Below are 18145 nucleotides of genomic sequence, written 5' to 3'. Positions count from 1 at the left end.
AAAGTTTATTTTTTATATAAAACCGATTTTACGGCTTTTACCGTTCTTTCTACGTTGGGCAACGAGGCCTCGATTAAAGTTGGGGCATAAGGCAATGGCACATCGCGGCAGGTAACGCGTTTCACCGGGGCATCCAGGTAATCGAAGGCGTTATGCTGTACGTTAAAGGCTATTTCGGAAGAAATGGAGGCTAAAGGCCAGGCTTCTTCTACCACCACCAGGCGGTTGGTTTTCTTAACCGATTCCAGTACAGTTTTGTAATCTATCGGACGAACGGTACGTAAGTCGATTACTTCACACGAAATATTTTCTTTTTCGAGTTGTTCGGCGGCCGCCAGCGCCACTTTCATGATTTTCCCGAATGAAACAATGGTCACGTCTTTACCAGGTCGTTTTACATCGGCAAGCCCAATCGGAATTAAATATTCTTCTTCCGGCACTTCGCCTTTGTCGCCGTACATTTGCTCCGATTCCATAAAGATAACCGGATCTTCGTCGCGGATACAAGACTTAAGCAAGCCTTTGGCATCGTACGGATTACTCGGAACCACTACTTTTAAACCAGGACAGTTGGCATACCAGTTTTCAAAGTTTTGAGAGTGCTGCGACGATAACATACCGGCGCTACCGGTAGGGCCCCGGAATACCATGGGCGCCGAGTACTGGCCACCGGACATGGACATTATTTTGGCCGCGGAGTTAATTACCTGGTCAATAGCTACCAGCGAGAAGTTAAAGGTCATGAATTCGATGATAGGGCGTAAGCCGTTCATGGCCGCACCCACACCAATACCGGCAAAGCCTAATTCGGCGATTGGCGTATCGATTACCCGTTCCGCGCCAAATTCATCCAGCATACCCTGGCTTACTTTGTAGGCACCATTGTATTCTGCCACTTCTTCTCCCATCAGGAATACCCGCTCATCCCGACGCATCTCTTCCGACATGGCTTCGCGCAGGGCTTCTCTAAATTGTATTGTTCGCATGTTTTTCAGTTGACGAATAAATTTTTGCAGCTAAAGAGGCTGGCTCATTTTTTATTTCTGTTCAAAGTTAAAATGAAAAATGTAAATAAGTAGCCTTTTTATCAGAAATTCCGCAGTAGATTTAAGTAATGGTAAATTTACTATATTCGGATTAGTTTGGTTGTGATTTAACAGTTGGAGTTAAAAAGATTATTTTATGAGAAAGCAATTTGCAGCTATTAAAAATAGGAAGCATCATTCACTTAAATAAAACATTACCTGCAACTAACAGTTAAGAAGGAATAATAGCAGAAAAAAGATAAACCTTGAACCAGACAATAATGCGCAGCTAGCCAGAAGCCTGGCAAATGGAGAACCTGGTTTAATCCCCTAAACCTAAATAGATTAAAGAATATTCAAATCCATTCTGAATGAAAAAAATAGTGCTCCTTCTTTTAATATATGTTGCCGTACAAACCAAATTAGCTGCTCAAACACCTGTTTCGCACGAAGCTTTTACCCGGCTGCTAAAACAACATGTTAATACCGCCGGCAACGTAAACTATAAAGGTTTTATCAAAGACAGTACTCAACTAAATGTTTACCTAAAGCAGTTAAGCGCTAATCCGCCCCAGAAAAACTGGAGTAAGAACGACCAATTGGCTTACTGGATAAATGCCTATAATGCCTTTACTATACAGTTAATTATCCGCCATTACCCACTTAAAAGCATTAAAGATATTGGCAGTATTATTAAAATACCCTTTGTAAATACCCCCTGGGATATTAAGTTTATCCGGATAGGCCGGAATACCTACGACCTGAATAATATTGAGCACGATATTCTGCGGAAAAATTTTAACGAGCCCCGGATTCATTTTGCCATTGTGTGTGCTTCGGTTTCCTGCCCTAAATTATTAAACGAAGCCTTTGTGGTTGCCCGGGTGGAGCAGCAACTGGAGGCGCAGGCCAAAGATTTTATCAATGATCCATCCCGGAATAAAATAACGCCGGCCAAAGCGCAATTGTCTTCTATTTTTAGTTGGTTTAAAGATGATTTTACCAAACAAGGCAACCTCGTAGATTTTATTAATAAATATGCCAGCTTTAAATTGCGGCCAAATGCCAGCATAACTTACCTCGATTACAACTGGAACCTGAACGAATAAATTATATAGGTATTTCTGCCAAATAATTTTCAGGCTCTTCTAAAAACAAATAATTATATAAACGCTAACCACCCTAATGGATTCTTATTTAGAAATTACCAAAGATGTATATAAAAAAGCGGCGCTTACGCCCGATGTAGGTTTATGCTGTACCACCACGCCCGTTTGGCAATTGCCGGGTTTAAGGATTCCCCGTATCATGCAGGAAATGAATTACGGCTGCGGTAGTACCGTACATCCGCGCGATTTAATAAATAGCCCTAATATATTATATGTAGGTGTAGGCGGAGGCATGGAGCTTTTACAGTTTGCTTACTTTAGCCGCAAGCCCCAGGCCATTATTGGGGTAGATGTGGTAGACGAAATGCTGGCTGCCAACCGGAATAATTTTATACAAGCCGAAGCCGAAAACCCTTGGTTTAAAGCGGATTTTGTAGAACTGCGCAAAGGCGACGCGCTGAACCTGCCCGTAGCAGATGAAGTGATTGATGTGGCGGCCCAGAACTGCCTGTTTAATATTTTTAAAGCCGAAGACCTGAAAAAAGCATTAGGCGAAATGTACCGCGTGTTAAAACCACACGGCCGTTTGGTGTTGTCGGACCCTATCTGCGAAACCGAAATGCCGGAGAACCTGAAGAACGATGAAAAGCTGCGGGCGCTCTGCCTGAGCGGTGCCATGCCGTTGCAAACCTATATTCAAATGATTACGGAGGTAGGGTTTGGAACGGTAGAAATCCGGGCCAGGCGGCCGTACCGGGTTCTGGCTCCCGGTCAATACGACACCAATGAGTTGATATTTATACAAAGTGTAGAAGTTTGTGCCATCAAAGACCCGATGCCGGCCGATGGTCCTTGTGTATTTACCGGCAAAACAGCTATTTACTTCGGCAACGAGGTGCTTTTTGATGATGGTAAAGGCCACACCTTGCTGCAGAATCAGCCATTAGCCGTTTGCGACAAAACCGCGAAAGCTTTAGCTGCCTTGGGCCGTAACGATATTTTTATTTCCGAATCAACTTATTTTTATGATGGTGGCGGGTGTTGTTAAAGGCTGGTAAGTAATTAGTTGAAAGTTATAAGTTATAAATTATTAGTTATTGGAAGGGCTCATAGATTTTCGCTTTATTCTAATATTCTTTTTAAATGTATATTCTCTGGTGAGCCTTCAGGTTAAAGGTTTGATAAAATATAATAGTGCAGCAACTATCGGTTAAAGCCCACCAAGGAGCGGTTGTTTCGATTGACAAATACGCCTCCCAAGCAGGAGTGGAGGTGCTTAGAAAGGGAGGGAATGCCGTGGATGCAGCGATAGCAACCGCGTTTGTCCTGGCCGTTACGCACCCTTTTGCCGGTAATATAGGCGGGGGCGGGTTTATGCTTATTCGTTTAATTTCCGGCGAAGAAGTCGCGATAGATTTTCGGGAGATGGCGCCCGCTTTGGCAACTCCCGAAATGTTTTTGAATACCGACGGCTCCGTAGATTATATAAAGAGTAACTTTGGTTATTTGGTAGCGGCAGTACCAGGCACGGTAAAAGGGCTGGAAATGGCCTGGCAAAAATATGGCTCTTTACCCTGGGCTACTTTGTTGCAACCTGCTATTAACCTGGCGCAAAACGGAATTTACCTGAATAAATACGATGCAGCCAGCCTTGTTAAAAATCAGAAGGATTTAGCGCGTTTTCCCGAATCTGTCCGGATCTTTTTTAAACCCGATGGTAGGCCATATACCAGAAAAGATTTATTCGTGCAGCCTGATTTAGCCCAAACCCTCCGGGAAATAGCCCAAGGCGGCGCCAAAGCATTTTACGAAGGCAAACTAGCCGAAAAATTGGTAGCCGATATGCAGGCGAATGGCGGTATTATCAGTCTGGCCGATTTAAAAACCTACGAAGCAAAAATCAGGAAACCCGTAAAAGGGACTTTTGCGGGTTATGAAATTATTGGTATGCCTTTGCCCTCCTCCGGTGGTATTGCGGTGCAGCAAATGCTAAATGTGCTGAAAAACTTTAAACTCGATACCCAAATTCCGTTAGCGCCGCAGAACCTGCACCTGCTCATCCAAACCATGCGTTACACCTTCTTAGACCGTACCACCTATTTAGGTGATACAGATTTTGTAGAGGTACCCATAGATAAATTATTATCCGAAGCTTACGCAAAAAACATTGCCGCCAAAATTGATTTGGAGCGCGCTACTCCCAGCGAAAGATTATCCGACAAAGTGCTGGTACACAACGAAAATATGGAAACCACGCATTTTTCGGTGGTTGACAAGGATGGCAATATGGTTTCTACTACTGTTACGCTGGAAGAAGCCTTTGGCTCCAAAGCGGTAGTAAAAGATTTGGGATTTCTGCTGAATTGCGAAATGCACGATTTTAACATCAATCCCAGGCAAGCAAACTTTCAGGGAATTACCCCGGCCAATCCCAACGGAATTGCACCGCGTAAGCGGATGCTTAGTTCCATGACTCCCACGCTGGTATTGAAAGAAGGTAAACCATTTCTGGTAACCGGTTCGCCGGGTGGGCGCACCATCTTAAATACGGTTTTACAGATTATTCTGAATACTACCTTGTATAATTTACCGCTACGCCAAGCCTTGGAGTTACCCCGTTTAAGCCACCACTGGATGCCCGATACAGTTTACCTGGAGAAGGACCGCTGGGATAAAGCCACCGTAGAAGAACTTGCGGCCAAGGGCCATGTGATTACGGAGGTAGATTTTCTGGGCGATGCGCATTCGATATTAATAAACCCCGAAACTGACTGGTACGAAGCCGAAGCTGATAACCGCCGGGCCGGCTGGGCCGAAGGTTATTAGCAGGGCAAAGTGAAATTATAATGTTAAATAATAACCATAATATTGTTAGCGATTAGAACGCATTTCTGCCATTCAGGTAGAAACTTATTAGCGTGCTGCTAAATAGGTTCCTCCCGAATGACAGTTGAGATTTAACTCCTAACCTTCAACCTATATTCCTACTGCGACCATTCGGTAGGCTGGCGGTCCCAGCGGTGCACTTTTAACTGGGCCAATAGTTCTTCGGATAAATTGTTGCCGTCGCTTACCCGCATATTGGCTTCCACATTCCGGACTTTGCGCATGCCTGGTATAATGGTGCCGACGGTTTTATTAGCCAGAATAAAGCGCAAAGCCAGTTCGGGCAAATTCATGCCAACCGGAATTAAAGGTTTCAAAGCATCGGCATGGTCTACGCTGGCGTTTAGGTTTTCGGGCACGAAATAAGTGCTGCGCCAATCATCGGCCGGAAAGGTAGTTTCTTTCGTGAGGGTGCCGGTTAAGGTTCCTTCGTCAAAAGGTACGCGGGCAATTATGCCAATATCCAGCCGTTCGCAGGCTGGGAATAATAAGTCTTCCGGCGCCTGGTCGAAAATGTTGTATATTACCTGCACCGCATCAATGAGACCGGTTTCAAGCGTACGCAGGCAGTTATTTGGTTCCCAACGGTTTACACTTACGCCCATCGCCCGAATTTTACCTTCGCGTTTTAAATCTTCTACCGCGCGTTGCCAGCGCTCGTCATTAGCCCAGCTATCTTCCCACACATGAAATTGCTGCAAATCAATGGTTTCAACGCCTAAGTTCTTCAGGCTTTTTTCGGTATATTCTTTTATGTGGTCGGCCGGAAAACAATCTTCCAGTTTGTAATCGGCTTTAGAGGGCCATTTAAAGTTTTTAGGCGGAATTTTAGTGGCCAGGTATAATTTTTTTTCGGGGTGACGCTTCTGCAACTGGCCCAGCACTTCCTCACTTTTGCCGGCGCCGTACCCCCACGCCGTATCAAAAAAGTTGCAGCCCTGTTCTACCGATAAATCCAGGGCCCGTTCGTATTCCGAGGCTTCCGAGCCGGTCCAGCCGGCCAGTCCCCACATGCCATAGCCAATTTCGCTTACTTCCCAGTTGGTACGGCCAAATCTTCTGTATTCCATTGTTTAGGTTTAATAATGTAGTTTTAAAGCAGGTATAGTTTTACTCCTTAAGCAGGCTTAAAGTTAATCTAAAATTTATGGCAAAAATCTCATAATTGGAATGAATTTGGTTTATGCCTTAACCAGTACCAGCAATATTCACCCTAAAATTTAAGATTATGAGAGTACCCCAACTGTTTGCCTGTTTTGGTTTGGTAGTGGCGTTATTATTTTCAGCAGGAAATACCTGGGCTTTTCAGTCGATTGGCGGAAATGATAAACCAACTGTGGCTGGAAAAGATAACCCCAAATACCGGTTCCACGAAGCATCTACGCTCTCAGGCATTAAAGTACAACCCAATAAAAAAACCGGCACCTTCCAGCTCCAGTTCGACCAATTATTAACCGAAACAGGATTTTTGCAGGTAAAGAATACCGCCGGTAAAGTTTTATACGCCAGCTCTATTTTGCCGGCGGCAGCCGGAATGACCCACACCCTGGATATTGGTAAACTAAATCCGGGTTTGTATTCCATTGAAGTAAAAACTTCAGATGCTACTTTCTGGAAGAAGATAAGAATCCGGCGGTAATATTATAAAGCGCGCCGGGAACCGGTGGCATTTTTCCTTGCCCGGTGCGCTTTATAATATTCATAAACCACACAAAATGTTTGACTATCTGCTGTTGCAGCATTTTTTAACCGGCTAATATTGAGTTAAATGCATAATAATACCAACCAGTTGCAGTGTAAGGAAACTTGGCCAGGATTTTTAGCCTGTAAACTTTTCCAGCCGGGCATATAACAAATGCACCGGTAAACCCATCACGTTAAAGTAAGAACCTTCTATCCGGTCTATGGCCACCATACCCATCCATTCCTGCGCTCCATAAGCGCCAGCTTTGTCGTAAGGCTGATAGTTTTGCACATAATAGCTGATTTCGGCTTCTGATAACGACCGGAAATGCACTTGGGTAATGTCGTGGAATAAGTCTTTTTTCTCCTGGCTGAGCAGGCAAACACCCGTAATTACCTCGTGCACCTTGCCCGAAAGCTGGCGCAGCATCCGGCAGGCTTCGGCTTCATCGGCCGGTTTGTTTAAAACTAAATTATCCAGGCAAACGATGGTATCGGCCGTAATTAAAATTTCGTCCTGTAAGTCAGCCCGGTAAGCTTCCGCTTTGTGATTGGCCAGGTATTCGGCCACTTGCGCGCGTTGCAGATGTTCGGGATAATCCTCGGCCACCTCTTTTACTTTTACCTCAAATGTTAAACCCAGCTGACCCAGCAGTTCTTTGCGGCGGGGCGAGTTGGAAGCAAGAATCAATTTCCGATTCGAATTCATGTTGTTCGATAGAGCTAAATAAAAAGCCGGTAATTACTTTTGGGTAAAAAAAGGTAGACTTGGGCGGCATCACGGCTCCGCTGTAACATACCTGTTTTACCTCGTTCATGGTTACTTCGTTGGTTATAAAAGCGGCCCTGGCCTGACTGGTATCTACCAGGGTTAAGCACTGCGCAAAATTTCGGTTGTATTGCAGGTCCGAGAAATTACGCTGGTGGTTGCGCCGGATACCCATAATCCGTTCAAACACAAAATAATGGAGTACGGTTAAATCCAAGTCTTTTACCACCGGTGGCATATTCCAGTCCAGTTCCGGAAACTTTTCGGGTTTTAGCCTGATTTTAAAAGCCCGCCCGCCCAGGTACAAACCAAAAGCCCATTTTTTACCCGCAATTATTTCGTTCAGCGCAAACGCATCTTCTACGGGTATTATAATAAAATCTGTTGTTAACTTTTGCAGAAACGCTTCGTCCGTGAAAGGTAAACCAGTTAAAACCCGGTGGGTAGGCAATATTTTTAAGTCCTCATTTTCGGTATTGGTCAGATAAATAAAATGGTAGTTGTAAGCTTCCCGGCCCGTATGGTTTGGATTTTGCGACGTCATTTTTTGCCGGTAAGTTAAAGAGCTTTCGTACCGGTGATGCCCGTCGGCCAGCAATACTTGCTTATCGGCCAACACCCGCATAAACTCCCGGATTACCCGCAGATCCTGAATAACCGCAAGCACATCGCGGGCGCCCTGGTAATCTTCGGTTTCGTACAACGGCGCTTGCATGCTTTCATCCAGGTATTTTTCGAGGCTGCAGTGCGGATCGGTGTAAAGGCCGTGGGTAGCACTGGTTTGCATTTTTGTTTTATCCAGCAGTTCCAGGCGGTCGTTAACTGACCCGGGCAAAGTGTTTTCGTGGCGCAGCATTATTTTTTCGGCCCAATCATAAGCCCAAATATGGCACATAAAGCCTTTTCGGCAATATTCCTGATGGCTGCCGGGCAAGGTAAAATATTGGTAATACACGTAAATAGCGGGCAAAACATCCTGCTGCAACACTTCATTTTTTTTCCATTCGGACAGTAAGGCCGCCGCCCGGTCGGCGGGGTTCGGTCCGGCCGGTACCGATAAATGAATACTGTTGTATGGCTGTCGGTAAAGGGTCTGCCGCTGCTTTTCCGAAACTACATCGAACAGGGGAGAGGTAAGTTCATTTATATCGGGTTCCAGCGCTGCCTGGTATCGCCAGCCTTTTAAGGGTCTTATTTCAGCCATTTTTTAGCTGTTTGCTTTTAGTAATTGTTGGTTAGTAGTAAGTAACTAGAAGTTTGGGTGTTTAGGATAACCTTTTTAAAGATTTCTCAGATAACTATGATTATGAGTAGAAACATCCTGTAACTACAACACCACCGATCTTCTCTAATATTTATAAGCCTTTAGTTCGCGCAGTCTGGTGCCGGGCCAATTTAAACACTTGGGTTTAAATTTTATTCTTTTTTTGGCTATTTAATTCCCGGTAGCTCGTTGGCATTATACCACCTGAATGGTTGGGCTTTGGGGGAATATTCGCCGCCCTTTGTTCTATTGCTGTCCGCAATTGCTTTATAGTACCGGCTAATCCGTTATACCTTTGTGACTTAAAGAGGAAAACGCCATTACGGTCCTGTTATGCTTATAGCCTTGTTCAGGCTTTAACCGGTCTCAGCAGGCAAGGCAATTTCTCTTTTGTTCTTAGACCTAATCAGTATTGCAAGCGTAAATAATATTTCGGGTTTATAAAAGTAAAGCCAAACTAAAATTGTTGCCTACGTATATATCGCATACTGTACTGAAAAGACAATTAAGGAACCTGTGCTACCGGTTAAATTACTGAACAAGTTAAAAATATTAACCCAACCCGACGATTCTACCTGCGGGCCTACCAGCCTGCATGCGGTTTACCGGTACTTCGACGATGATATTACCCTGGAACAGGTAATTGGGGAAGTTTCTTTTCTGGAAGATGGCGGGACGCTGGCCGTTTACCTGGGCATTCATGCGCTCAAAAGAGGTTATAAAGCTAAAATTTATTCCTATAATCTTCAGGTTTTTGATCCTACCTGGTTTTTGCATCCGGATAATCACCAAACCATCCGGAATCTACAAGAACAATTGCTACACAAAAAAGATCCGAAACTCCATAATGCTACCAAAGCTTACATCGAATTTCTGGAAATGGGCGGTGAAATGAAATACGCCGACCTAACCTTATCGCTGCTAAAAAATTACTTTAAACAAGGGGTGCCGGTCCTGACGGGCTTGAGTGCTACTTACCTTTATAATTGTGCCCGCGAACGGGTTAACGAGCGTAACGAAAGTATTTACGATGATATCAGAGGTTACCCCCTGGGCCATTTTGTGGTTCTGTGCGGCCTGAGTCAGGACGAAAAACATATTATTGTGGCCGACCCTTACCAGGAAAACCCTTTTTTTCAGAATAATTATTACGAAGTAAAAATAAGCCGCCTTTTAAATGCCATTATGCTGGGCATAGTAACTTACGATGCAAATTTACTAGTCATTGAACCACCCGAATATCCTTAGAAAGATAACATGCGCAAGATTGTAGTGGTCAATAATCCCGAAGACTGGGAGTACAATACTATTGACGAAGTGGAAGTGGTTTTGGCTAAAACGTACCTGACCGATTCTTCCTTTACCGAAATAAAAAATGCCCGTATTTTTAATTTATGCCGTTCGTATAAATACCAGAGTACCGGGTATTACGTGTCGTTGCTGGCCGAAGCCCGGGGGCACAAAGCTATCCCCAACGTCACCACCATCCAGGATCTAAAGTCCCAAACCATTGTGCGGGCCATTACCGAGGAGTTGAACGAATTAATCCAGAAGAGTTTATCACGGCTGAAATCGCGTAATTTTACGCTCAGCATTTATTTTGGGCAGAATGTGGCGAAACAATACGAAAAGCTGAGCAAGCAGCTGCATACGCTCTTTCAGGCACCATTGCTGCGGGCCCAGTTTGTGTATAACAAAGAATGGATTCTGCAGAGTATTCAGCCTATACCGTTAAACGAAGTGCCCGACGAACACCAGCGGTACGTGGTAAAATTTGCCAAGGCCTACTTTGCCAAAAACCGTTTTTCGGGCGTGCGCGCCTCCCGCTCCGTTTATGATTTGGCTATTTTGGTTAACCCGGCCGAACAGGCCCCGCCTTCGAACCGGCGGGCCATGGAATTATTTGTGAGTGCTGCCGAATCGCTGGGTTTTTACGTGGAGCTGATTTCAAAAGACGATTACCGCCGGCTGGCCGAGTTTGATGCTTTGTTTATCCGGGAAACCACTTCGGTAAACCACCATACCTACCGGTTTGCCCGCCGTGCCGAAGCCGACGGTCTGGTTTCGATTGATGATGCCACCTCCATTTTACGTTGCACGAACAAAGTTTACCTCGCGGAATTACTGGCCAAGGCCAAAGTGCCGATTCCCAAAACCATGATTATTCATAAAGACAACCGGTGCCAGGTGACACCGGAGTTAGGGCTACCCTGCGTTTTAAAACGGCCAGACAGCTCTTTTTCGCAGGGGGTTGTAAAAGTAAAAGACGAAGAAAGCCTGCAAGAGCAGTTAAGCCAAATGCTGCTAACTTCCGAACTCATCATCGGGCAGGAGTTTATGCCCACCGAATACGATTGGCGCATTGGCATTCTGGATAAACAGCCGCTTTACGCCTGCAAATATTTTATGGCCAAAGATCATTGGCAGATTTATAACTGGGACGGTAAAAAGAATGACACGACCGGCACCGTAGAAACATTGCCCATGGAACAAGTGCCGTTCTTTGTAATGCACACCGCCCTGAAAGCGGCAAATTTAATTGGCGATGGATTATACGGCGTGGATTTGAAAGTAATCGGCGATAAAGCTTATGTAATAGAAGTGAACGATAACCCCAGTATCGACCATGGGTGGGAAGATCAGGTTCTTAAAAAAGATTTGTACCTGGCCATCATGAAAAGCATAAAAAGAAGGTTGGATGCTAAAAAGGTAAGTAAAAATGAGTCCGGCACCTAAACTGCATTTATTCGAGGGGTACGGCGTGGAACTGGAATACATGATTGTAGATTCCCAAACACTGGCTGTTAAACCCATTACCGATAAAGTAATTTACGACGAAGTAGGAGCTTATGTGTCAGATGTGGAATTTGCCAAAATTGCCTGGTCTAACGAACTGGTCCTGCACGTAATTGAACTGAAAACCAATGGCCCGGCCGAAAATTTGGCAGATTTACCGGTCTTTTTTCAGGAGCACGTTACCCACATTAATAAATTATTGGAACGGCATCAGGCCAGGCTCCTGCCCACCGGTATGCATCCGCTGATGAACCCGTTTACCGATACCCAGCTCTGGCCGCACGAGTACAATGCGGTTTACGAAGCCTATAATCGTATTTTCGATTGCCGGGGACATGGTTGGTCTAACCTCCAGAGTACCCACCTGAACCTGCCTTTTGCAGACGATATTGAATTTGGCCGCCTGCATGCAGCTATCCGGATATTGCTGCCCCTTATTCCGGCCCTGAGCGCAGCCTCGCCCGCTATGGACGGAAAAATAACCCATTTTGCCGATACGCGGCTGGAAGTTTACCGGCAAAACCAGGCCCGCATTCCTTCCATTGCCGGTAAAATTATTCCGGAGGCCGTTTTCACCAAAGCGGATTATGAAAGCATCATTTTAAACCGCGTTTATCAGGATATCGCCCCTTACGATCCGGACGGAATATTACAGGATGAATATTTAAATTCCCGGGGTGCCATTGCCCGGTTTGAGCGGCAAGCCATCGAAATCCGGATAATTGATAACCAGGAGTGTCCTTTGGCTGATTTGGCCATTTTACAGTTGGTGGTGGCGGTGTTAAAATTATTAGTTTCAGAAAAATGGTGTTCCTGGGGAACACAGCAAAAATGGTCAGAAGACGACTTATTACTTATTTTTTTGGATGTGGTAAAGCAGGGGCAATCGGCAGAAATTAAAAATAAAACTTACTGCAGTTTATTTAACCTGAACGCTAAGCCGGCTTATACGGCCGGTGAAATCTGGCAGCATTTGTTTTCGGAAACCTTAAGCACAGTGGCTTTTCCACCGGAAGTTAAATCGGCCTTAGAAGTAATATTGCACAAAGGGAATTTATCGGATCGTTTACTGCGCGCCTTGGGACCGGCACCCACGCCGGAAAAAATAAAAAGCTTGTATCTGCAATTGGCCGATTGTCTGGCGCAGGGTAAAATGTTTGGTGTTTAAGAGTATAGTATGACTTAGAGGATAAAAATAGATTATCTAAAGTATTTGGCTCAGGAGTAATTTGCACCGGCTGAATACTTTGAAAACTAAGATATATGGTTTTATTTAAGGCTATTATTTAGCCGGAATAAAATAATGCAAACCAATTTTATTTGTACCACCTGCGGGGTACAAAAAGCCGCTACCGAAAGCGAACCCAGCCACTGTATGATTTGCGAAGACGACCGCCAGTACGTTAATTGGAATGGTCAGCAATGGACTACGTTGGAAGCGCTTCAGAAAGATTACAAGAATAAAATTTACGGTGTAGAGCCCCAATTATACCGGCTCCAGACCGAACCCAAGTTTGCAATTGGTCAGAAAGCTTATTTGCTGCAAAGCCCTTCGGGTAATATTCTCTGGGATTGCATTACCCTATTAGACGAAGCAACCCAGCAACAAATAGAGGAACTGGGCGGCATACAGGCCATTGGTGTTTCACATCCGCATTATTATGCCACTGTAGTAGAGTGGAGCCGCGCGTTCGGCCATATTCCAATTTATATCCATGCCTCTGATCAACAATGGATACAACGTCCTGATCCGGTAATCAGGCTTTGGGAAGGCACTTACCTGGACTTGTGGGACGGTATAAAAATAATCAATTGTGGTGGCCATTTTCCGGGGGCTTGTGTATTGCATTGGCCGGCCGGAGCCGAAGGAAAGGGTATTCTGTTATCCGGAGATCCGGTGCAGGTAGCTATGGATCGTAAGTCTGTTTCGTTTATGTACAGTTACCCCAATCTGATTCCACTGGCAAAACACCAAATTATAGGTATCCGTGATTCCTTGGCTGGTTTTGCCTTCGAAAAAATCTACGGTGCTTTTGAACCCCACATTGCACAGGATGCCCGCGCTGCTTTTGACCGTTCTATAAACCGGTATTTACAGATTTACAACTGAACTTTCCGGCTTTGTAAGTTGGTCCAAATATATTTTCCGGAAAAGCCTTTTAACCGGACATTGAGAAACCGGACTATCTGAGCCCAGCGGCTGCATCCTGATAAACGCTCGTTTCTTTACTGATTAGGGGCATTAAAGAGCAGATAAAATATTGGGAAATCTTTAATAAGGAAGTAAAAATTTCTATCTTACCCAATCCAACCTTTTGTCCACCACTTATAATTAATTACCAGCAGATGAAAAACTCCGTCCTTTCCCGCCGCACATTCCTGAAAGCGGCCACCACCGGTTCTTTAGCCGTATTAGCCATGCCCACCATTATTCCGGCCAGTGCCTTTGGGGCCAACGACCGCATCCGGGTAGGGGTGATCGGTTTTAACAGCCGGGGAAAAGACCATATTACGGGTTTTAAGAAACTCCAGAATGTAGAAGTGGCTACGCTTTGCGATGTAGATAAAAAAGTATTACAGGAGGGCGCGAAGGATTTTGAGAAGAAGTACGGCAAAAAAGTTAAAATGGAGCAGGACTTGCGCCGGGTGTTTGATGATAAAAATATTGATGCCGTAAGCATTGCCACACCCAATCACTGGCACGCTTTAGCTACCATTTGGGCTTGCCAGGCCGGTAAAGATGTTTACCTGGAAAAACCAGCTTCGCATAATTTATTTGAAGGCCGCAAAATTATTGAGGCCGCAGATAAATATAACCGCATTGTACAACATGGCGTGCAGTTGCGCAGTTCGGTAGCCATCCGGGAGGCCATTCAGCACCTGCGCAACGGTCTGATAGGCAACGTGTACATGGCGCGCGGCGTGGTCTTTAAATGGCGCCCCGATATCGGGGACCAGGGTGTTTCGGCGGCACCGGCGGATTTAAATTGGGATTTATGGCAGGGACCGGCCGAAGAAAAACCTTTCAGTAAAAATTATGTGCATTATAACTGGCATTGGTTCTGGAACTACGGCAACGGCGATATTGGCAACCAGGGTGTGCACGAAACCGATTTATGTTTGTGGGGCCTGGACGTAGGTTTGCCCGAGGTAATTTCTTCTACCGGCGGCAAATTCCTCTGGAAAGACTGCAAGGAAACACCGGAGGTTTTAACTTCTACTTTTCATTATCCCAAACAAGGTAAAATGATTCAGTTTGAGGTGCGTCCGTGGATGACGAATAAAGAAGATGGCGTGGAAATTGGTAACTTTTTTTACGGCGATAAAGGGTACATGGTGGTAAACGGCTACAACGATTTTAAAACCTTTTTGGGAAAAGAACGCACCCCAGGCCCTGCGGGCAATGCGGGCGGCGACCATTTCCAGAACTTCATTGATGCCGTTCGTGCCCGCGATAAAAAACTGCTGCACGGCCCCATCGAAACCGGCCACCTGGCTTCAGGCCTGGCGCACCTGGCTAATATTTCGTACCGCCTGGGCCGCAGCTTAAATTTCGACCCGGTAAAAGAGCAATTTATAAACGACAATACAGCTAACCTCATGCTGAGCCGCCCTTACCGCGCACCCTATATAGTACCGAATGTTGTTTAAAGAAAATTAATAAAGATAGTTGATTGACCCGTGAAATAAAGTTCAAGGTATTGGCGAAAGGTTAAATTGTTAAGGTAGTTTATTGAAAAAAAACTTTTAATACTATTGCCTCCGGAGAAAATTTAGAATTTAATTTTCTCCAGAGGCAATAGTATTTTTAAAAGCAAATAATAAATATTGGTAACTTTTTTTGGCGGTTGCTAATAGCTTTTAATTTGAGCTCGTATTAGAGGATGCCTTTGCCAGGAGAACAGCCAATACCCGGCAAAAATTAACAGTATTAGCAACCAAAATTAAAAGTGACAAAAGAAACCAGGAACGTAAGTATTAACACCAAATTTAAAGATTTAGCCGCCCGGGTGGGATTGGATGGGTTTTTACTTTCTTTACTTGGTTTAATTATCTTGGCTTATTTATGGCCGGGTTTAGGCAAATCGGGTGGGCCGCTGCCCTTAGAAACTATTTCTACCTATGGCGTTGCCCTCATCTTTTTCTTTTATGGATTGCGCTTAAGTCCGGAGAAACTACGCGTTGGATTAAGCAACTGGCATTTACATTTATTAATTCAGGGCACGACATTCGTTTTATTTCCGGTTTTAATATTGATTGCCCAAGGCCTTTGGCAAACCCAAGTACCCGAAATATTATGGCTGGGCGCTTTTTACCTGGCGGCTTTGCCGTCTACAGTTTCGTCGTCGGTAGTGATGGTTTCGATTGCCGGCGGTAATTTACCCGCGGCTATCTTTAATGCCAGTATTTCCAGTTTATTAGGTGTTTTTATAACCCCACTCTGGATGGGCTGGTTCCTGCAGGCCAGTACCGGTACTTTCGATTTCGGATCTATATTCGGTAAGCTTATCTTACAAGTATTACTACCGGTGACCCTCGGCATTGGCTTGCACCAGCGTTTCGGATATTTTGCGGAAAATCATCGGCAGAAACTGCGCCTTTTCGACCAGGTTATTATTTTGATAATTGTTTTTAACTCGTTTTGCGAATCTTTTGCACGTAATTTATTCAGGGATTTCAATACCGCCGATATATTGCTACTAGGTTTAGTCCTCGCGTTGTTCTTCTTTCTGGTAATGGCTTTGGTTTACGCCGCTGGCCGGGCGTTAAACTTAAACCGCGAAAACCAGATTACCGCTTTGTTTTGCGGTTCTAAAAAATCGTTGGTGCACGGTACGGTTATGTCTAAAGTAATATTTCCGGATGCGGCTATGGCGGGCTTGGTGCTGCTGCCCATTATGATTTACCATGCCCTGCAACTTATTTTTGCCAGCATTATCGCCCAGCGGTTTGCCCGGAAAAAGCAGGTTACCAATGTTTAAGTCCCTCGGAATTAACTTCAAACCGTTTCCTTGCAGCATCAGGAAATTAACTGTTAGCGGTAAAACTTTCTAAAGCACCAGACTTACTGCGGAGGAAAACAAAAGCAGCAGTACTCAGGGAGCCAGCCGGGTTAATACCCAATTTTTTTCAGGGGTAGGGCGGGTAAAGGCCAGACGGTCGTGGAGGCGGTTGGGCCGGCCTTGCCAGAACTCGATGTAGGTAGGCGACACGCCAAACCCACCCCAGTGCGGTGGCCGGGGAATGGGCTCGTTTTCGCCAAATTTTTCCTGAATAGCGGTGGTAGCTTTTTCCAGTTCCTGCCGGTTGCCAATAGTCTGGCTTTGTGGCGAAGCCCAGGCGCCAATCTGACTGCCGCGGGGCCGGCTGGCAAAATATTCATCCGATAATGCGGGTTGCACCTGTGTTACCTGCCCCTCAATCCGAATTTGTCTTTCCAATGCCGGCCAGAAAAAGGTAAGGGCTACTTTTCCGGTTAGGGCCATTTCTTTGCCTTTGCGGCTGTTGTAGTTCGAAAAGAAAATAAATTTATTTTCTTCCACTGCCTTTAACAATACTACCCGGGACGAAGGCTGACCGGCTGCATCTACCGTAGAAAGCACCATAGCAGTAGGCTCTTCTACCTGGGCGGCCAGGGCTTCCTGCATCCATTTATTAAATTGGGCAAAAGGGTCGGAAAGTACCAACTCTTCGGTTAAACCCTGTAAAGAATAATTTTTACGGATAGCGGCCAGGTTTAATTTTTCGGACATAAGATAAAAGTTTGGACGCCGAAATATAGAGAATTCTGTTTTGTTTTCCTGTATACTGGTTTAACGATTAAGTTGCCCCGGAAGAATGTGCTGTACCAGGTCAATTCTGATAACTTAAAGCAGCTAACTAAAGTAGAAAACAAAAAACGAAACTAAATTTTATACGAATTATATAAGAAGTTGCGTACTTAAGTAAGATGATTAAAAAGATTCGGTACTTAAATCGAATCTAAAAATTTTACAGGCTATAATTCGGGCAGCATTTAAAATATATGCTAAAATGAAAAAAATTAGAAGTGGCACTATTCTGATCTCCGAACCTTTTATGGGAGATCCGAATTTTGAACGGACCGTGGTATTAATTTGCCGGCACGACGAAGAAGGCTCTTTTGGGCTGGTGTTAAACCGGAAATCGAATTTAAAATTATCGGATGTGCTGGACATTGAACAGTATAATACCGACATGGAGTTAAATATTGGCGGCCCCATGCAGTACAACACCCTGCATTACATACACCAACTGGAAGAACTGGAAGAAGCAATTGCGTTGGGAAATAGTGTATATTGGGGAGGCGATTACGAAAAATTAAAATACTTACTTTCAATTGGTTCAATTGCTGCCGACGATATCCGGTTTTTTTTAGGTTATTCGGGCTGGTCGCCGGGGCAGTTGGAAGAAGAAATTGAAAATAATGTTTGGATAGTTAATAATAAAGCAACAGATAATTTATTTAATTTGAACCAGGATACGCTCTGGCGCGAGATTCTGAAACAAATGGGCGGCAAATACAAAGTACTGGCCAATTACCCCATAGACCCTAGCTTAAACTAATTAAGCCGGATTACTAACGACATAAGAA

At 44.7% G+C, this 18145-nt stretch carries 16 protein-coding genes; 11 read left to right on the top strand and 5 right to left on the bottom strand.

Going from position 1 to position 18145, the window contains the following annotated elements; all coding sequences use genetic code 11:
- Window positions 1-5: 5 nt before the first annotated feature.
- On the bottom strand, window positions 6-995 hold the full coding sequence (locus AAE02nite_RS11505; RefSeq protein WP_262713460.1) for a pyruvate dehydrogenase complex E1 component subunit beta: 990 nt from the start codon (window positions 993-995) through the stop codon (window positions 6-8).
- Between the two features lie 401 nt (window positions 996-1396).
- Here AAE02nite_RS11505 and AAE02nite_RS11500 point away from each other — a divergent pair, with 401 nt between their 5' ends.
- From AAE02nite_RS11500 to ggt, 3 genes are all read left to right on the top strand, one after another.
- The gene (locus AAE02nite_RS11500) at window positions 1397-2134 is read left to right on the top strand and encodes a DUF547 domain-containing protein (RefSeq protein ID WP_146897882.1); all 738 of its coding nucleotides are present in this window, start codon (window positions 1397-1399) and stop codon (window positions 2132-2134) included.
- Between the two features lie 76 nt (window positions 2135-2210).
- Window positions 2211-3182, top strand: coding sequence for an arsenosugar biosynthesis arsenite methyltransferase ArsM (arsM, locus tag AAE02nite_RS11495; protein WP_146897881.1), 972 nt, complete (start codon window positions 2211-2213; stop codon window positions 3180-3182).
- A 146-nt stretch (window positions 3183-3328) separates the two neighbouring features.
- The gene (ggt, locus tag AAE02nite_RS11490; RefSeq protein WP_170252582.1) at window positions 3329-4960 is read left to right on the top strand and encodes a gamma-glutamyltransferase; all 1632 of its coding nucleotides are present in this window, start codon (window positions 3329-3331) and stop codon (window positions 4958-4960) included.
- A gap of 158 nt (window positions 4961-5118) precedes the next feature.
- Here the strand turns inward: ggt and AAE02nite_RS11485 are convergent, their stop codons facing one another.
- Window positions 5119-6090 carry an aldo/keto reductase gene (locus AAE02nite_RS11485; protein WP_146897879.1) on the bottom strand — a complete coding sequence of 324 codons (972 nt, stop codon included), beginning with the start codon at window positions 6088-6090 and terminating at the stop codon, window positions 5119-5121.
- 158 nt (window positions 6091-6248) lie between these two features.
- Between AAE02nite_RS11485 and AAE02nite_RS11480 the strand changes: the two genes are divergently transcribed.
- The gene (locus AAE02nite_RS11480) at window positions 6249-6659 is read left to right on the top strand and encodes a T9SS type A sorting domain-containing protein (protein WP_146897878.1); all 411 of its coding nucleotides are present in this window, start codon (window positions 6249-6251) and stop codon (window positions 6657-6659) included.
- 180 nt (window positions 6660-6839) lie between these two features.
- Here the strand turns inward: AAE02nite_RS11480 and AAE02nite_RS11475 are convergent, their stop codons facing one another.
- Window positions 6840-7412 carry a Maf-like protein gene (locus AAE02nite_RS11475; protein ID WP_146897877.1) on the bottom strand — a complete coding sequence of 191 codons (573 nt, stop codon included), beginning with the start codon at window positions 7410-7412 and terminating at the stop codon, window positions 6840-6842.
- Window positions 7330-8676 (bottom strand): DUF1015 domain-containing protein, encoded by a 1347-nt coding sequence (locus AAE02nite_RS11470; RefSeq protein WP_146897876.1) that lies wholly within the window; start codon window positions 8674-8676, stop codon window positions 7330-7332. Before AAE02nite_RS11470 ends, AAE02nite_RS11475 begins: the two co-directional genes overlap by 83 nt.
- 576 nt (window positions 8677-9252) lie before the next feature.
- Between AAE02nite_RS11470 and AAE02nite_RS11465 the strand changes: the two genes are divergently transcribed.
- From AAE02nite_RS11465 to AAE02nite_RS11440, 6 genes are all read left to right on the top strand, one after another.
- Window positions 9253-9984, top strand: coding sequence for a C39 family peptidase (locus AAE02nite_RS11465; protein ID WP_246150982.1), 732 nt, complete (start codon window positions 9253-9255; stop codon window positions 9982-9984).
- Window positions 9985-9993: 9 nt separating this feature from the next.
- The gene (locus AAE02nite_RS11460; protein ID WP_146897875.1) at window positions 9994-11472 is read left to right on the top strand and encodes a RimK family ATP-grasp domain-containing protein; all 1479 of its coding nucleotides are present in this window, start codon (window positions 9994-9996) and stop codon (window positions 11470-11472) included.
- Window positions 11456-12700, top strand: a complete 1245-nt coding sequence (locus tag AAE02nite_RS11455) for a carboxylate-amine ligase (RefSeq protein WP_146897874.1) — start codon at window positions 11456-11458, stop codon at window positions 12698-12700. Before AAE02nite_RS11460 ends, AAE02nite_RS11455 begins: the two co-directional genes overlap by 17 nt.
- 135 nt (window positions 12701-12835) lie before the next feature.
- Window positions 12836-13642: an MBL fold metallo-hydrolase gene (locus tag AAE02nite_RS11450; RefSeq protein ID WP_146897873.1), complete on the top strand. Its 807-nt coding sequence runs from the start codon at window positions 12836-12838 to the stop codon at window positions 13640-13642.
- 236 nt (window positions 13643-13878) lie between these two features.
- Window positions 13879-15183, top strand: coding sequence for a Gfo/Idh/MocA family protein (locus tag AAE02nite_RS11445; RefSeq protein WP_146897872.1), 1305 nt, complete (start codon window positions 13879-13881; stop codon window positions 15181-15183).
- A 299-nt stretch (window positions 15184-15482) separates the two neighbouring features.
- Window positions 15483-16514: a bile acid:sodium symporter family protein gene (locus AAE02nite_RS11440; protein ID WP_246150981.1), complete on the top strand. Its 1032-nt coding sequence runs from the start codon at window positions 15483-15485 to the stop codon at window positions 16512-16514.
- A gap of 114 nt (window positions 16515-16628) precedes the next feature.
- Here AAE02nite_RS11440 and pdxH read toward each other — a convergent pair whose 3' ends face one another.
- Window positions 16629-17285 carry a pyridoxamine 5'-phosphate oxidase gene (gene pdxH / locus AAE02nite_RS11435; protein WP_146897871.1) on the bottom strand — a complete coding sequence of 219 codons (657 nt, stop codon included), beginning with the start codon at window positions 17283-17285 and terminating at the stop codon, window positions 16629-16631.
- 280 nt (window positions 17286-17565) lie between these two features.
- Between pdxH and AAE02nite_RS11430 the strand changes: the two genes are divergently transcribed.
- Complete coding sequence (locus tag AAE02nite_RS11430) at window positions 17566-18117, top strand: YqgE/AlgH family protein (protein WP_146897870.1); 552 nt, start codon at window positions 17566-17568, stop codon at window positions 18115-18117.
- Window positions 18118-18145: the final 28 nt, after the last annotated feature.

This window comes from Adhaeribacter aerolatus (assembly GCF_007991635.1).
Lineage (GTDB): Bacteria > Bacteroidota > Bacteroidia > Cytophagales > Hymenobacteraceae > Adhaeribacter > Adhaeribacter aerolatus.
Note: the sequence above shows the minus strand (reverse complement) of the source record. Positions and strands in the feature narration are given on the sequence as shown.

Coding starts and splice junctions, on each gene's coding strand:
- AAE02nite_RS11500 (WP_146897882.1), top strand. CDS start 1,397: ATGAAAAAAATAGTGCTCCTTCTTTTAATATATGTTGCCGTACAAACC.
- arsM (WP_146897881.1), top strand. CDS start 2,211: ATGGATTCTTATTTAGAAATTACCAAAGATGTATATAAAAAAGCGGCG.
- AAE02nite_RS11485 (WP_146897879.1), bottom strand. CDS start 6,090: ATGGAATACAGAAGATTTGGCCGTACCAACTGGGAAGTAAGCGAAATT.
- AAE02nite_RS11480 (WP_146897878.1), top strand. CDS start 6,249: ATGAGAGTACCCCAACTGTTTGCCTGTTTTGGTTTGGTAGTGGCGTTA.
- AAE02nite_RS11475 (WP_146897877.1), bottom strand. CDS start 7,412: ATGAATTCGAATCGGAAATTGATTCTTGCTTCCAACTCGCCCCGCCGC.
- AAE02nite_RS11470 (WP_146897876.1), bottom strand. CDS start 8,676: ATGGCTGAAATAAGACCCTTAAAAGGCTGGCGATACCAGGCAGCGCTG.
- AAE02nite_RS11460 (WP_146897875.1), top strand. CDS start 9,994: ATGCGCAAGATTGTAGTGGTCAATAATCCCGAAGACTGGGAGTACAAT.
- AAE02nite_RS11455 (WP_146897874.1), top strand. CDS start 11,456: ATGAGTCCGGCACCTAAACTGCATTTATTCGAGGGGTACGGCGTGGAA.
- AAE02nite_RS11450 (WP_146897873.1), top strand. CDS start 12,836: ATGCAAACCAATTTTATTTGTACCACCTGCGGGGTACAAAAAGCCGCT.
- AAE02nite_RS11445 (WP_146897872.1), top strand. CDS start 13,879: ATGAAAAACTCCGTCCTTTCCCGCCGCACATTCCTGAAAGCGGCCACC.
- pdxH (WP_146897871.1), bottom strand. CDS start 17,285: ATGTCCGAAAAATTAAACCTGGCCGCTATCCGTAAAAATTATTCTTTA.
- AAE02nite_RS11430 (WP_146897870.1), top strand. CDS start 17,566: ATGAAAAAAATTAGAAGTGGCACTATTCTGATCTCCGAACCTTTTATG.